We start from the raw sequence: 15,497 nt of genomic DNA, 5'->3' as shown, positions 1-15,497 counted from the left end.
ACTCATAGCATTATATGCCATAATAATGACGCATCTGTTCTAAACATACAAGGCGGACGGGGAATGCGCTCGCTATGCATGTTCAAAGGCGATCATAAGGAAAAGGGGAACGAATGTGTTAAAGGAATTCAAGGAATTTGCCATGCGGGGCAACGTGGTTGACATGGCTGTTGGAGTCATAATTGGTGCAGCCTTTGGCGCCATAGCCAAGTCACTTGTTTCCGATATCATTATGCCGCCTATCGGCCTGCTTTTAGGTGATGTTGATTTTAGCAGCCTTTTCATAGTACTGAAAGAGGGGGCGGGTGCCGGACCTTATGCCTCCCTTGCCGATGCCCAGAAAGCCGGCGCGGTTACGGTTAATTATGGCGTTTTTGCAAATACGATCGTCAGCTTTTTAATAGTCGCCTTCGCTGTCTTTATCCTCATCCGCAATATCAACAAACTCAAGCGCCAGGAGAAAGCCCCCACAGCCGAGCCAACAACTAAAGAGTGTCCTTATTGCCTGTCGGTCATCCCGATTAAGGCTGTACGTTGTCCTCACTGCACTTCGGAATTGAAGGTCCAATAAATTGGATGGCCTTACGGAAGACCATAAAAACATTATGTAGTGGAAAAGTATGTGAGAAAGCTGTCATCTTTGATTTTTTTCATTTTTGTGTTGTCAGTTCCTCCGGCATACGCTGGATTCCTGGACAACATAATAAAATAATAAGGAGGCAGAAATGATTAAAAAAACATGGCAGGCTTTATTTTTTTTAATGATCGGGGTATTTTTCGTCGGTTGCGCAACTGTAGAAAAACCACCACTAATATCAGAAGCTTATAATTTTAATCCAAAGTTGCAAGCGGGCGAGATGGAACAAAGAGTAGATAATTTCGCCGTGGTCTTTGACGCATCGCAATCCATGGATGAGCCATATAAGAAATACCGGAAGTTTGATCTGGCTAAAAATACCGTTGACCTTATGAATCGCACCATTCCGGATTTAAAGCTCAATGGCGCGCTCAGAACTTTTGGACATGATACGCGTTTAACCGAAGAAAAGACTGCTTTATTCTACGGCGTAACGGATTATACCCAAAACGGCTTTGAAAAGGGCCTGAATAAGGTCGAGTATCCCGGTGGAACTACCCCGATGGATATGGCGATTAGAGCCATGGGCCAGGATTTTAAAGGAAAAGCGGGGAATATTGCGGCCATTATTGTCAGTGACGGAAAGGACCTGGGGCCGGAGCCTTTAAACGCCGCGAAGGACGTAAAAAATTTATACGGGGAACGACTTTGTTTTTATACCATATTAGTTGGAGACGATAAAAACGGCAAGCAGCTCATGAACGATATCGCCGAGGCCGGACAATGTGGATTCTTTACCTCTGAAGATCAACTGAATTCCGCTGAGGCAATGGCCGATTTTGTGAAAAAAGTATTTCTCAAGGAATCAACACCGGCGACGATAACTGCCAAGCCTGCTCCGACACCCGCTCCGAAACCCGCAGCCAAACCGGCTGACAGCGACGGAGACGGTGTATATGACGATATGGATCAATGTCCGAATACGCCTGCGGGAGCCAAGGTTAATAAAAAAGGATGTTGGATATTGCCGACGATTCTGTTTGATACCGATAAATTTGATATCCATACGGGATATTACGCAGACCTGGATGACGTCGCTCAGGTGATGAAAAAGAATCCTGGCTTGAAAATAGATATTGAAGGTTTTACGGATAGCACCGCATCAGATGAATATAATTTAAGCTTATCTGAAAAACGGGCACAGGCCGTAGGACACTATCTGGAGCAAAAGGGGATTGAGGCCTCTCGAATTAGCCTAAAAGGGTTCGGCAAATCCAACCCCGTCAGTTCAAATGATACCCCGGAAGGCCGGGCAAAAAATCGAAGGGTGCAAATAAAACCGATTCGATAAATATACAGATTCTAAATTATGACGGATAAGGCCGGCGGACATTCTTGCAGAATCAGCACGTTCTGCAAGAATGTCCGTTTTCTTTTGTTTACTTACAGGATAACTTTTGGGGATGGCCGTCTGTGAAACTGTCACAACGATTCAAATCGGCTGCTTTTTACAAAAAGGTCTTTCTAGGCGGACTTATAGGACTTTTCCTTTTCACGGTAGTCGGTTTCTTTGCCCTGCCCCATATCCTCAAGTCAGTCCTGATAAAGAAACTCTCTGAAAAGCTCCACCGCAAGGTTGTTATTCAGGAGATAAACGTCAATCCTTTTGTGCTTTCATTGAAAGTAAGGGGTTTTTCCGTCAAAGAGCTTGGCAGTTCCGAAACGTTCATCTCTTTTGAGGAACTGTTTGCGAATCTTCAGAGTGTTTCCATCTTTAAAAAAGGTCTGATCTTTAAGGAGATAAGGCTTAAGAAGCCGTATCTGAATGTAAAACGAAATGAAGACATGGCATATAATTTCTCCGACCTGCTGGCGCAAGATAAACCTGAAAAGACAGCCGACTCGAAACCGTTGAGGTTTTCGTTGAACAACATACAGATACTGAATGGCAGCGTAGATTTCTGGGACGGGCCGAAGCAGACCCGCCATACTGTAAAGGATCTCAACATAGCGATCCCTTTTATCTCAAACCTGCCGTACCTTGCCGAAGAATATGTAAAACCATCCTTTGAGGCGGAAATCAATAATCATCCTGTATCACTTAAGGGGAGGTCAAAACCTTTTTCGGAATCATACGAAACAATGCTTGATTTAAGTATAAAAGATTTAAATATCCCATATTATCTTGCATATGTCCCCTTCAATATGAACTTCAGGGTGCTGTCGGGATACCTTGATACGATGACTACCATTTCTTATGTCCAGTATAGTGAGAGGGAACCGTCAATAAATATAAAAGGCAACCTGAAATTAAGGGAAATAAGAATCCGCGACCAGGAGGATGATCTTCTCAATATACCGGTAATCAACGTCAAGGACCTTGGAATTGATCCTGTGAAAAAGCAGTTCGTAGTCGGTAATTTCTCCACACAGGAAGGCATTGTGACGGTCCGTCGCGCAAAGAACGGCGAGCTGAATCTGAAAAAACTTTTACCCCCTTCTGGTGAAAAAGCGGAAAAACCATGGCTTGCGTTGTTCGAGAAACTACTTATAGAAAATTATACGGTCAGGGTTCAGGACATGAAACCGTATCGAACCGTCAAACTATCCGTTGAGAAACTCAGACTTGAGATGGAGAATGTTTCTACCGCAAAAGATACCACGGCCTCAACCGCTCTTTCATTTGCTCTTGGCAGAAAGGGGTCAGTTTCCGCAACCGGTTCAATAGGCATAGACCCTGCGTTTGCAGATATAAAACTTGATGTAAGGGGTATCGATATCACACCGCTTCAGCCCTATTTTACAGATAAGATAAAAATAATAGTGACCGATGGCAATATCAACGCTAAAGGGAATCTTTCAGTCGGTTATTCAAAGGCTTCCAGGATGAAACTTATATACAGGGGTGATGCCGCAGTATCGAGCTTTTCATCCATTGACAAGGCCGATGGTGATGATTTTCTGAAATGTAAATCTCTTTACCTTAATAAAGTCGATGTGGCATACGATCCTTTACATGTCAAAATCAATGGGATTGCGCTTACAGATTTCTATTCACGCCTTGTAATAAATGCCGACGGTTCTCTCAATACTCAGAACATACTGGAAGCTCAAGGTGAAAAGGCGCAGGGTCAGGATAAAACTAAGCTTGATAAAGGGGAAAAAACAGACAAGCTGATAAGGATAGAGAAGGTAACCCTTCAGGGTGGAACGGTTAACTTTACAGACAGATCCGTCAAACCAAAATATACCGCCAATCTCCTCGAAATCGGGGGCAGGATATCAGGCCTCTCATCCGAGGAGACCAAACTGGCGAATGTTAACGTCAGAGGCAGGCTTGAGAACTATGCGCCGCTCCAGATCACGGGCAAGATAAATCCGTTGAAGAAAGACCTGTATGTTGATTTAAAGGTGAATTTCAAGGATATTGACATGGGCCCCTTCACCCCCTATTCAGGAAAACACATAGGATATAAAATAGAGAAGGGAAAACTGTTTCTTAATCTGCAGTATCTGATAGTAAAGAGAAAGCTTGATTCCCAGAACCATATCTTCCTTGACCAGTTTACGCTTGGCGATAAGGTTGAAAGTCCCGATGCCACAAAGCTGCCTGTCAGGCTTGCTATCGCCCTTCTCAAAAACAGAAACGGGGAAATAAATCTCGACATCCCTGTTACCGGGTCGCTCGATGATCCGAAATTCCGCGTCGGCAGGATAATAATAAAAATTATTCTGAATATCCTCGAAAAGGCGGCCACAGCCCCCTTCGCGCTCCTCGGGGCGATTTTCGGAGGAGGGGAGGAACTCAGTTACGTAGAGTTCGATTACGGCGGTTCCGATATAAGCGAACATGAAATCAAAAAACTTGACACCCTGGTCAAGGCATTATATGAGCGGCCGTCGCTGAAACTTGAAATAACAGGACACGTGGACACCGAGAAGGACAGGGAAGGGCTGCGAAAGTATATTTTCGATAAAAAGATAAGGGCGCAAAAATTAAAGGACATGATTAAAGAAGGGCAGACAGCGATATCTGTAGATGAGATTAAGATAGAGGGGTCCGAATATGCGAAATATCTGAAAAAGGCATATAAAAATGAAAAGTTTCCAAAGCCCAGGAATATCATCGGCATCGCCAAAGACCTGCCTGTGCCCGAGATGGAAAAGTTGATGTTTACGCATATCGAAGTGAAAGATGATGACCTTCGGCTGTTAGCCTCACAACGCGCGTTGAAGGTCAAGGATTACATCCTGAAATCCAATCAGATCGAACAGGAAAAGATTTTTCTGGTCGAACCGAAGGATCTTCAGCCGGAGGGAAAGGAATCATTAAAAAACAGCCGTGTTGACTTTAAGCTTAAATGATTTGTACTCGTCGGTCACATACCTTTAAATACCACCGGACCTCATTCTCCTTGCAAAAGCCTTATGCTCAATGGTATCCTTGCCGGAATTTTTGATCTCCCTTATTCTCTTAAATTAGGCTTATGCAGGCGACCTTGCGCGACAAACAGATCTTCGGCTGGGCGATGTATGACTTTGCCAATTCAGCCTTTGCCACCACTATCCTGGCGGTGATCTTTAACAAATATTTTGCCCTGGAGGTGGCCGGGGGAGAAAAAGGGGTCTTCATCGCCGGGCTACATATCCATGGGGCGACACTTTTTGCCGTTATCGTATCGCTTAGCATGGCTGTCTCCGCCCTCACCGCCCCCATCCTGGGCGCGATAGCCGATTTTTCACAACGCAAAAAGGCATTCCTGGCCGGATTCTGCTATACCGGGATTATCTTTACCGCCCTCCTGTACCTGGTGCACCCCGGCGATGTCCGGTCAGGGGCGTTCTTTTTCATCATGGCCAATATCGGGTTTTCCGGCGGCAACGCCTTTTACAATGCCTTTCTGCCACAGATGACTACGCCCGCCAATGTCGGCCGCGTCTCCGGCCTGGGATGGGCCTTCGGCTACATAGGAGGCGCCGCCCTCTTGGTTATAAACCTCTTTATGCTGAACGGCCTCTATATCCCCGGAGCAGGCCGTATAACATTTACCGTACAGGCCTGTTTTCTCTCCGTGGCTATCTGGTGGGCATTGTTTTCCTTGCCTACCTTTCTATGGGTTCGAGAGAAGAAAACGGATAGGAAGGGGGTTAAAGCCGGAGACACGCCGGGGCGTGACAGGAGTTACGCGGCTATCGGCCTCGCCCGTGTAAAACGCACCCTCTCCCGGATCAAACAGTTCCGCGAATTATCCTTATTTCTCATCTCCTTCCTATTCTATAATGACGGCATAGAAACCGTCGTTGTTATGACCTCCGTCTTTGCCGCCGAGGTGGTGGGGATGCAGACTCGGGAGATCATCTTTCTCTTTCTTTTTATCCAGGCAGTGGCCTTTGTCGGATCCATATTCTTTGGCTATGTCAGCGATCGTCTGGGCCACAAACGAACCATACTCTGCACCCTCGTTATCTGGGTGCTAGCCGTAATCTGGGCCTTTTTTCTGGGATGGCTTCTGGAACCACGGCGCGAATTCTGGATTATCTGTTTCCTGGCCGGGCTGGTGCTGGGAGGAAGTCAGGCGGCATCCCGCGCCCTGCAATGCCTGCTTACACCTGTCTCACACGCGGCGGAATTCTTCGGGTTCTTTGCTATCTCCGGCCGTTTTGCCTCTATTTTCGGCCCGCTATCTTACGGCCTTCTGATCTACCTTACCGGAAGCCTGCGTTGGGGGATATTGTCCGTGGCTGTCTTCTTTGTCATCGGGGCCATAATATTGTTACAGGTAGATGAAAAAGCGGGGATGCTGGAAAAGGCAGGTTATGAAGAACAATTATCCTCTAATATGGGGATAACTTCGTGAAAGCTATCCACATGATAGGCCGCCGTTAACCCTTTATTCTTGTAGGCTATCAGGCTTATACCGGCGGCATAGGCCGCTTTTTCGTCCAACTCCGAATCACCGATATAAATAACCTCTTGAGGCAAGACCTTAAACCTGTCCATTATCTTCAGCAGGGGTTCGGGATGTGGCTTGGAATTGGCGACATCCAGGGCTGAAACCACCATATCAAAACAACTTTTGAGTTCAAAAATCTCGAGGAGCTTATCCATGGTTGTGGTCCGATTGGTGGCAATAGCCACCCTGTACTTCGGTTGCAGATACCTTAAAAACCCTTTCAAACCGGGATCCATTATCATCAGGGGAAGAAATGGGGTATAATCCGTGTTAAGCCGATACTGCTGCGCTGACTCCAGTTCTTCCCTGCCTCGAAAAAGATGGGCTATAGAGGCATCAGCCGTGTGCATGTGTACATAAAATAGTTCCTCTTCGGTCATCTCCTTACGTCCGAAGGCTGCCAGTATATGATTATAAAAGGCCCGATTGGCCTCCCGGGAATCAAACATGACTCCATCGCAGTCAAAGATAACTACCTTAACCATAACTCTGCATCACCCTTTAGATGGAATAAGCTTGTTAAGCTTGCCCAAAAAATGTATTGCCCTATGATACCCAAATTTGGAATAATAGCAATAATCGATTACTTCACAAATACTATGGAGAGATTTAAGTGGAAATTAAAACTGATTTTTTGGTCATCGGCAGCGGTATTGCCGGGCTTAGCTTTGCCTTGAAGGCGGCGCGTTATGGTGAGGTAACAATCGTCACCAAAAAGGCCATGATGGATACCAGCACCAATCTCGCCCAGGGAGGAATTGCCGCGGTCACAGGCCCGGACGACTCCTTTGAACTGCATATTGCAGATACCCTGCGATCGGGAGATGGCCTGTCTCGTCCGGATGTAGTGGAACTGGTCGTAAAGGAGGCCCCGGAAAGGATCAAAGAGTTAGTGGATATCGGGGTACAATTTACTACACGGCCGAAAAACCAGACACACCTTGACTTGGGCAAGGAAGGCGGTCACTCCCGCCGGCGTATCGTCCATGCCCAGGATCTCACCGGACAGGAGATCGAACGGGCCCTTGTAGCCAGGACCAGAGAAAATCCGCGCATCACCATCTATGAAAACCATATTGCTATCGACCTCCTGACCAAGGGCAAGCTGTTAAAGAAAAAGGGTAAAAGCAACCAGGAGACCTGCTTTGGGGCCTACGTTCTGGACACCCAAACAGGGTCAATCCATACCTTTCTGTCCAGGATAACCCTCCTTTGCACGGGCGGGGCCGGAAAGGTTTACCTCTACACCAGCAATCCGGACATCGCCACGGGGGACGGCATGGCCATGGCCTACCGCGCTGGAGCCAGGATGGCCAACATGGAATTTGTCCAATTTCATCCCACCTGCCTCTATCACCCCAAGGCCAAGAACTTTCTTATCTCAGAGGCCGTCCGGGGGGAAGGAGGCATCCTGATTGATAAACACGGACGGGCCTTTATGGAAAAATATGATCCCCTGAAAGACCTGGCCCTGCGGGATGCTGTAGCCCGCGCTATAGATGCCGAGCTCAAGAAGAGCGGCGATGATTGCGTCTATCTTGACATCAGTCATCGCCCGGCAGATTTTATTAGGAATCGTTTCCCCAATATTTACCAGAAATGCCTCTCCCTGGGCATTGACATCACCAAAGAACCCATTCCGGTTGTACCCGCCGCCCATTACATGTGTGGAGGTATATTAACCGATATTTATGCCCGGAGCAGTATCAGCGGCCTTTACGCCATAGGCGAGACCGCCTGCACCGGGCTGCATGGGGCAAATCGCCTGGCTTCTAATTCTCTTCTGGAAGCGGTCGTCTTTGCCTATCAGGCCTTACTTTCATCCATCGAAGAGATAGGGCCTAAATCTTCTTATACTCCGCCCTCAGTTCCGCCCTGGGATCCGGGTGGAGCCGTGGACCTGCAGGAATCGGTACTTATATCTCACAACTGGGACGGGATACGCCGTCTCATGTGGAACTATGTAGGCATTGTGCGGACAGACAAACGCCTGGCCCTGGCCCAAAAACGTCTCGAGTTTATACAAAAAGAGATACAGCAACATTACTGGGATTACATAATAACCGGGGATTTCCTGGAACTGCGCAACCTGGCCACTGTAGCGGAATTGATCGTCACCTGTGCCCTCCTGCGTAAGGAAAGCCGGGGGCTGCATTATAATCTTGACCACCCCTCTAAAGACGACACCCATTATAAGAAAGACACCATAATCTGGCGGCAATAACCGCCGGCCACAAAAAAGGCCTGCTTTATATCAACAAAGCAGGCCTCCCGCGTACTTCAAAAAATTTATAATTTTTTCTATCTGGCCGACGGATTCAAATCCCTTTCATACGGAAATACCGGCAGGTAACGATATGAAAGAGAGATAACCAAGGCGCCATAAGCAATTACGGCCAGTGAGGTCACCCATTCCTGCCAGCTCGGGAAGTAGGTATACCACTTGTCAAATGGATACACAGGCATGGCCAGCGTCTGCACAGTAAAGATAAAGCGGTTAAGAACCACGCCAGCTGAAGCCAGGACACAGGCAAGCGCCAGCCATTTGTCATTCTCGCGCAGGCGGCGGATGATAAGGATAAGGGCCGGGATTACACCACACAAACCAATCTCTACAAACGGCAACCACATACCATACTGGTATCCATGGTACTGCTCGCCAAAGGTAAGACCTCTCGCCGGGAGGATATGCGTAGCCCAGTAATAGGTATCCACTGTCTTCGCGATAACATAACCACAAAGCAACCAACCTGCTATCTTGGCCAGGACAGAAAGCGACTCCCGGGGTACAAGCCGTTTTTTTGTCACCTTCTGCAAGATCATGGTGACAAGAACGGTGAACGTTGGTCCGGTAGAAATCGCCGAGAAGATAAAGAGGAAGAATGTCCAGGGCCAGACAAAAAAGCCTTCCCGGAAGGCAAACGGCCGGGCATACATTACGCCATACATGCCGCCCAAAGAACCTTGATGGAAGAAGGAAAGGAATGTGCCAATGGCCGCAAAGATGGCCATGGCCTCATGAAAATTGTGGCTCAGGGTGTGTGCCACCGGATTAGCGTATATCTTCCGGTTTTCGAGGATTAAGGGTACATACTCAATAGTCAAAACCGTAAAATACAGGGTGATGCAAAAGATAACTTCGGTCAGCATGGAGTGGATGTTGGGGAACCAGTAACCGAACCAACCCCGAAGCGGCTGGCCGATATCCAGGGTCAGTATCAATAGAGCGCTACTGTAACAGATGAACCCGATGATAACGGCAAAATTAATAAGGGCCTTGAGTTCCTTTACCCGTACCACGTAGGTAAGAAAGCCGCTGAAAAAGGCCCCGGCTCCAAGGGCGATTACCCCTAAATCGACAGTGATCCAGGCGCCGAACCCGAAGTAATCATTCATATTCGTCTGATTCAGGCCCTTCCAGAGTATCAACAGGGCTGTACTTACGGCAGCACCCAGCACGAACAACCAAAGCGCCATCCATGAAAAAAAGGCCCCGGCGCCACATCTTTGAACCCCTTCTGGTATCCATGCACGATCCATATACTTCCCCTCTTTTCAACCAAAATTCAGGATTTAACTCTTGTTTTTAAGCCAGACCGCCCGTCCTCTTTCTCCCCAACGCATTATCCGCTAATTCTCTGATCCAGGACTCACTGCTCAAATAATAGACCTTCGGCTCAGTGCCCAGCTTCTCAAGCAACCGGAAGGCCCCCGGACTCTTAATAAGTTTGGCTACGGCGCTTTCCGGATCTTTCATGTTGCCGAAGGTAATAGCCCCGGTGGGACAGGCCTCAGCGCAGGCGGTCACATATTCGCCATCCTTCAGTTCCTTACGGCCTTCCACGTAGGCTTTATCTTTGGCCTTTTGTTGCCGGTGATTGCAAAAGCTGCATTTCTCCACCACACCGCGCATACGCGGGGACATATCCGGGTTCAATAACTTATGCATGCCTTCCGGCCATACCGGATCCCACCAGTTGAAATATCGGGCATGGTAAGGGCAGGCCCCAACGCAGTACCGGCAACCTATACATCTGGTGTAAATCTGACTGACAATGCCGGTTAACGGATTGTAGTCTGTAGCCATGACCGGGCACACTGAAACGCACGGTGTATGGTGATCGCAGTGCATACAGGGACGCGGGATGAAAGCCACCTTTGTATTTGGAAACGGCTCCCCGTTTGTTACCTTATAGACCTTCATCCAGGTAATGCTATGGAGTTTGTCCGACTCATCTTCCCGAACGTAATGGTTATTCTCTGAAAGACAGGCTACCGTACATGTGCCACAGCCCGTACACTTATCCAGGTCAATAACCATGCCGTATTTTTCTTTGCTGGCGACCTCATGATGCTCACTCATATCTCAACCTCATACTTTTATAAGTTTAGCCCGCGTTCCCCACCACACAGCCAGGCCAGTCACCGGGTCTAATTCCGGCTCGAGTATCTCATAGGCATTAACGCCTTTCCCAGTCAAAAACGGGTCATCGTTGCTATGCCCCAGTCCGAGGGGGATGCCGATAACACCCGGCATCATACCCACATCCATGTGAACACGAACTGATAATCTTCCGGCAGGACATTGAACTGTAGCCGCATCCCCTTCAACCAGTCTCACCCGGCCGGCCGTCTCTGGATTTACCCGAACCAAAAGGTCTTGTTTCTGAAGGACAGTGTTATCGATATTTTTCGTTAGATAGGGTAGCGTGTCCACTGCCCTGCGATTTGCTATATTGATATTCTCATAAGCCACTAAAAGCATCGGAAACTCTCGAGAAGCCTTCATCCAGCTTACCGGCTCAAGGCGCGGTGTCCGGCCCTGAGGACTAAATGTAAGCCCCCCGCCTCCAAATATCGGCTCCTCATACCAGCACTTCCCGGCATTGAGACCTTCCCATAGCTCATCTGGCGAGCCGAGCATGGCCACTTCCTGATCCCCGATCCGGCCTCGTCTGGAGGCAAAAATCCCCCCGACTTTTTCCTTGAGCAAGGCCTCGAAGTTATCCCAGGGAAGCGAGCTACTGACGCTTCCGCCCATGGCCCTGGCCAAAGTCAGGAAGACATCTCCGGGGTGCCTGGCCTCAGGTACATTAGCCAGAACGGGCCGGGTCAAACTCATGGAGGCGTAAGGAACCCGGGCCGCCGAAGTTACATCCTCCAGCCTTTCCAGATAAGAAGCAACCGGCAAAATAATATCTGCCGACCGGGCGGTTTCATTCATACAACTCGTAAGGGCCAACACAAAGGGCACTTTTGCCGCCGCTTCCTCAAACTTATTGGCCCTGGGCAGCGCATAGCACGGATTGGCTTCGTGGACTACCAGGGCATTAACCGCGCCACTCTTAAGCGCTGCGGTCAAGTTATGCGACATGCAAACGCCATGCTTAATCTCCCCGCCTTCCCCATCGATCCGTGGCTGGGCGAGTCCCTGCTGGGCTACCGCATCTGTTGCCAGCGCCGGCCAGGAACTAAACGGCACCTCCCGCTGTACAACCACCCCGCCTTTTGCTCCGATACTACCTACCAGGGCGTTTAGACTATAGATACTCATGAATTCTGCCAGGTTGCCGGACATCACTCCCTGTCCGCGGCCATAGACCGCAACCGCAGGCTTAGTCACGGCAAAGGCACGGGCTGTATTGGCGATGACGTTCGCCGGGATTCCTGTTATCTCTGAGACCTTACGGGGATCATATTCACTCTCAAGGAGCGCCTTGAATCCTTCAAATCCCTGGCAACGCGCGATACATGACCGGTCATACAGCCCTTCCGTAACGATGACGTTGGCCATGCCCAGGGCCAGAGCAGCCTCAGTCCCCGGTTTTACCGCCAGCCATTTATCCGCCTTGGAGGCAGTAATGGAACAGTTTGGTTCTATCTGAACCAGGGCATGCTCACTCGCCCCCTGCCACTTTCCAAACACCATCATGTTATGAACCGGGGCGCCCCAGCCCTCCAGTAATGCCGCCCCAAAGGACAGCACGTACTTGCTGTTTTCCAGGTCATAGGCCAAATGCCCGCCTGTTCCCTGCATCAATGACAGGCCTACGGTCTCAACATCCTCCTGTGAAGGCATAGTAATCACGTTGGGAGAACCATAGGCACGGAAAAACCGGTCTATTAATTCTGCAGTCAGTCCTTTTTTGTTATCCAGGATACAGGCCACCGTATGCGAATTGCCGGCTTCCCGTATCTCCCTTAATTTTCCGGTCACTATATTGAGGGCTTCATCCCAGGTAATCTTTTCCCAGGCGGCCTCGCCTTCTCCCCTCGGATTTGTCCTCTTAAGCGGGGCGGTTATACGGTTTGTCCCGTATAAGAGCTGTAATCCAGCCGCTCCCAGCGGGCAAATCCCGCCGCGGTTTACCGGGTGGTCAGGGTTACCGGCAATCTTAACCGCCCGAAGCGGCACTGCCGGAAGCTTGCGCCTGTCTATAAATTCTTTATGATGCCAGCCCCGCCACTCATCGCGACCCGATTTGTCCTCAACCAGCCGCAGAGTTATACCGCAGCCTCCCGGGCAAAGCCGGCAGGTGCTATGAACAAATGAAGACGGCCCCTTAGCCGGCTCCGGGGCCCAAAGGTCGGTAAATTTAGCCGATTCATCGAGCATGTCCCAGGGTATGGGCGTGGCCAGGGTCCCCACTACACCCCCGACAGCAAATTTCAGGAATCCTCTCCGATCTAATTTCATAGATTAACCCTCTTTACAACTTTTGGTTAAACAAACTCCCAACATCATTTATGACACACAAAGCAGGCGTTGCTCGTGCCCTTTTTGGCGTGGCAATCCTCACACGCTTCCATGGACATGGTATTCTTGCTGTAGCCTGATATTCTATAGACCTTTACCGGAGGACTGCTACTGGATTTGCTCATATCCTCATGGCATGTCGTGCATTCCAGTTGAGCCATTTTGACATGGGCGGCATGGGAAAAGAAGACACACAATGGCTGATAGGAATAACTAAGCCACGGTATCTCCTTATTGGGCGTGACATACTGTTCGACCAGCTTGGCCTCTTCCGGACTCTCACCCTGCGCCGATGCATGACACTGGATACAATTGTCCAGCCTGGGAATGCCGGTAAAACTGCCATCTTCACGGAAAGTATGGCAACCGTCACAGGCTAATCCCGCTCCTTCTGCGCCGTGCGCCTTATGGTTGAAATTAATGGGTTGAGGCTTCGAAGACATGACAATAGCCGGGTAAAGAAGCCAGCCAACCACAATGGCTACTACAAAACCAGCAGCCAGCATACCTAACCCCCCGCCGGCCTGCTTGTGTCCCCCTTCTCTTCCTCCAGTCGATACGTGCTCTTCAGACATCTCGGTCAAGCCTCCCCCTTATACCTTTAGCTGCGACTCTTTTATAACCATCATTTATATTTGTCAAGCGAAATTTGAATGAGGCTTCATTTCGTAACCTCATAAAATAGCCAGCAATTTTTCATGGATATTGTCAAAACCGCCGTTGGACATAATGGCAATTACATCCCCTCCCCCGGCATGTTCCTTCAAAAATCCTAATATGCCGTCTGTGTCAGGAAAATAATAGGCGGTCCGGCCCCGTGTCTTTAAATCCTCAACCAGGTTCCTGGAAGAGAAGCGATCCTGTTCCGGGATATTTTCCAGACCAGGCGGTTCACGCACAATTATGGAATCAGCCGCATCAAATGAAAGGGCATAATCATCCTGAAATACCTTGCGACGGCTGGAATTGGTTCGTGGTTCAAAAACCGCTATCAAACGCCTCCCCGGATAAGCAGCCCTGAGGGCCAGAAGGGTCTCGCGCACGGCCGTGGGGTGGTGGGCAAAATCGTCTATGACCGTGATATCATTCTTTATACCCCTTACCTCCTGCCGGCGGCACACACCCCGGAAGGAAGACAGACCGGCCTGAATCGCCTCCGGCGAAAGTCCTATCCTGTCCAACACCGCTATAACTGCCAGGGTATTCAGGGCATTGTGCCTGCCTATAAGCGGGCTGATGAATTCGGCATAAGATCCGCCCTCTTTTTTAACGGAAAACCTCGTCTTTCCTTCTTCAGTCAGACAATATGCCAGGGTCCATGTCAACCCCTTGTCTTCACCGTATCCCATAACCGGGCAGGGGGCATCCTTAATAACCTCTCTTACTATCCCGTCCTCGGTATGCGCCACCAAGGCGCCCGACGCCGGGATAATCCGGACAAAACGCCGGAAGGCATCCTTTACCTCCGCCAGATCCCGATAGATATCGGCATGATCGAACTCCACGCTGGTCAATATGGCTATATGGGGCTGGTAGTGCAGGAACTTAGGCCCCTTGTCAAAAAAGGCCGTATCATATTCATCGCCTTCTATTACAAAATAAGGGCCCTTACCCAGTTTATAATTGCGCCCAAACCCCTTGACGATACCCCCGATCATGAAACCCGGGTCCGACCCGGCATGTTCCAGTATGGCCGCCAAAATGGAGGCCGTAGTGGTCTTTCCATGGGTTCCGGCCACCACCAGCGGGATTTTTCCCTTTAAGAAAAGGTGTCTCAACGCCTGGGGAAAAGAGACAAAGGGTATCTTCCTTTCGGCCAGGCCGCGTACCTCTTCATTTTCGCGGCGGATCACGTTGCCGACAATGACCAGGTCCGGATGGTGATTTAAGTTATCAGGGCTATAGCCCTGAAAGATTTTGATACCGAGCGAGGCCAAAAAAGTGCTCATAGGCGGATAGACCTGGGTATCGGAACCGGTGACCTCAATGCCTTTTTCCTTGAGCATCCCGGCCAAAGCGCCCATACCTGTCCCGCAGATACCCATAAGATGGACCCTCTGCACCTTTTCAGGCACCTTATTTAAGCTCATATCTAAGTCAAACATAATCCCTCACGCCATTTCCAAAAAGCTTTCAGCCGTCAGCGGTCAGCTCGCAGGATAATAACTGCATGTTACAACAGAGGCTCTTGCAAAAATCGTCACACCGG

General features: G+C 49.3%; 11 protein-coding genes. 5 read left to right on the top strand and 6 right to left on the bottom strand.

The genetic code is table 11. The features are described 5' to 3' along the window. Positions 1-115: 115 nt before the first annotated feature. The 4 genes from mscL to RDU59_06700 all read left to right on the top strand — a co-directional run bounded on the left by mscL (position 116) and on the right by RDU59_06700 (position 6,435). A complete protein-coding gene (gene mscL, locus RDU59_06715; protein ID MDQ7838165.1) occupies positions 116-571 on the top strand; it encodes a large-conductance mechanosensitive channel protein MscL in 456 nt (151 codons plus the stop codon). Positions 572-725: 154 nt separating this feature from the next. Beyond that, positions 726-1,928, top strand: a complete 1,203-nt coding sequence (locus RDU59_06710; protein MDQ7838164.1) for an OmpA family protein — start codon at positions 726-728, stop codon at positions 1,926-1,928. Between the two features lie 122 nt (positions 1,929-2,050). Continuing rightward, on the top strand, positions 2,051-4,942 hold the full coding sequence (locus RDU59_06705) for a DUF748 domain-containing protein (protein ID MDQ7838163.1): 2,892 nt from the start codon (positions 2,051-2,053) through the stop codon (positions 4,940-4,942). Between the two features lie 134 nt (positions 4,943-5,076). Next, the gene (locus RDU59_06700) at positions 5,077-6,435 is read left to right on the top strand and encodes an MFS transporter (GenBank protein ID MDQ7838162.1); all 1,359 of its coding nucleotides are present in this window, start codon (positions 5,077-5,079) and stop codon (positions 6,433-6,435) included. Here the strand turns inward: RDU59_06700 and RDU59_06695 are convergent. Next, positions 6,393-7,016, bottom strand: a complete 624-nt coding sequence (locus tag RDU59_06695) for an HAD-IA family hydrolase (GenBank protein MDQ7838161.1) — start codon at positions 7,014-7,016, stop codon at positions 6,393-6,395. The two genes, RDU59_06700 and RDU59_06695, sit on opposite strands and share 43 nt — an antisense overlap. 128 nt (positions 7,017-7,144) lie before the next feature. Here RDU59_06695 and nadB point away from each other — a divergent pair, with 128 nt between their 5' ends. Beyond that, positions 7,145-8,755: an L-aspartate oxidase gene (nadB, locus tag RDU59_06690; protein ID MDQ7838160.1), complete on the top strand. Its 1,611-nt coding sequence runs from the start codon at positions 7,145-7,147 to the stop codon at positions 8,753-8,755. 77 nt (positions 8,756-8,832) lie between these two features. Here nadB and qrcD read toward each other — a convergent pair whose 3' ends face one another. The 5 genes from qrcD to mpl all read right to left on the bottom strand — a co-directional run bounded on the left by qrcD (position 8,833) and on the right by mpl (position 15,393). Next, positions 8,833-10,071 carry a menaquinone reductase integral membrane subunit QrcD gene (gene qrcD / locus RDU59_06685; GenBank protein MDQ7838159.1) on the bottom strand — a complete coding sequence of 413 codons (1,239 nt, stop codon included), beginning with the start codon at positions 10,069-10,071 and terminating at the stop codon, positions 8,833-8,835. A gap of 46 nt (positions 10,072-10,117) precedes the next feature. Further along, a complete protein-coding gene (gene qrcC / locus RDU59_06680) occupies positions 10,118-10,894 on the bottom strand; it encodes a menaquinone reductase iron-sulfur cluster-binding subunit QrcC (protein MDQ7838158.1) in 777 nt (258 codons plus the stop codon). Positions 10,895-10,903: 9 nt separating this feature from the next. Further along, positions 10,904-13,228: a molybdopterin-dependent oxidoreductase gene (locus tag RDU59_06675; GenBank protein MDQ7838157.1), complete on the bottom strand. Its 2,325-nt coding sequence runs from the start codon at positions 13,226-13,228 to the stop codon at positions 10,904-10,906. A gap of 44 nt (positions 13,229-13,272) precedes the next feature. Continuing rightward, positions 13,273-13,863 carry a menaquinone reductase multiheme cytochrome c subunit QrcA gene (gene qrcA / locus RDU59_06670; protein ID MDQ7838156.1) on the bottom strand — a complete coding sequence of 197 codons (591 nt, stop codon included), beginning with the start codon at positions 13,861-13,863 and terminating at the stop codon, positions 13,273-13,275. A 99-nt stretch (positions 13,864-13,962) separates the two neighbouring features. Beyond that, positions 13,963-15,393, bottom strand: coding sequence for a UDP-N-acetylmuramate:L-alanyl-gamma-D-glutamyl-meso-diaminopimelate ligase (gene mpl / locus RDU59_06665; protein ID MDQ7838155.1), 1,431 nt, complete (start codon positions 15,391-15,393; stop codon positions 13,963-13,965). Between the last annotated feature and the right edge of the window lie 104 nt (positions 15,394-15,497).

The organism is Thermodesulfobacteriota bacterium (assembly GCA_031082315.1).
Taxonomy (GTDB): domain Bacteria; phylum Desulfobacterota; class QYQD01; order QYQD01; family QYQD01; genus QYQD01.
The sequence above is the reverse complement of the archived record's forward strand: the minus strand, read 5'-3'. Positions and strand labels throughout refer to the sequence as shown.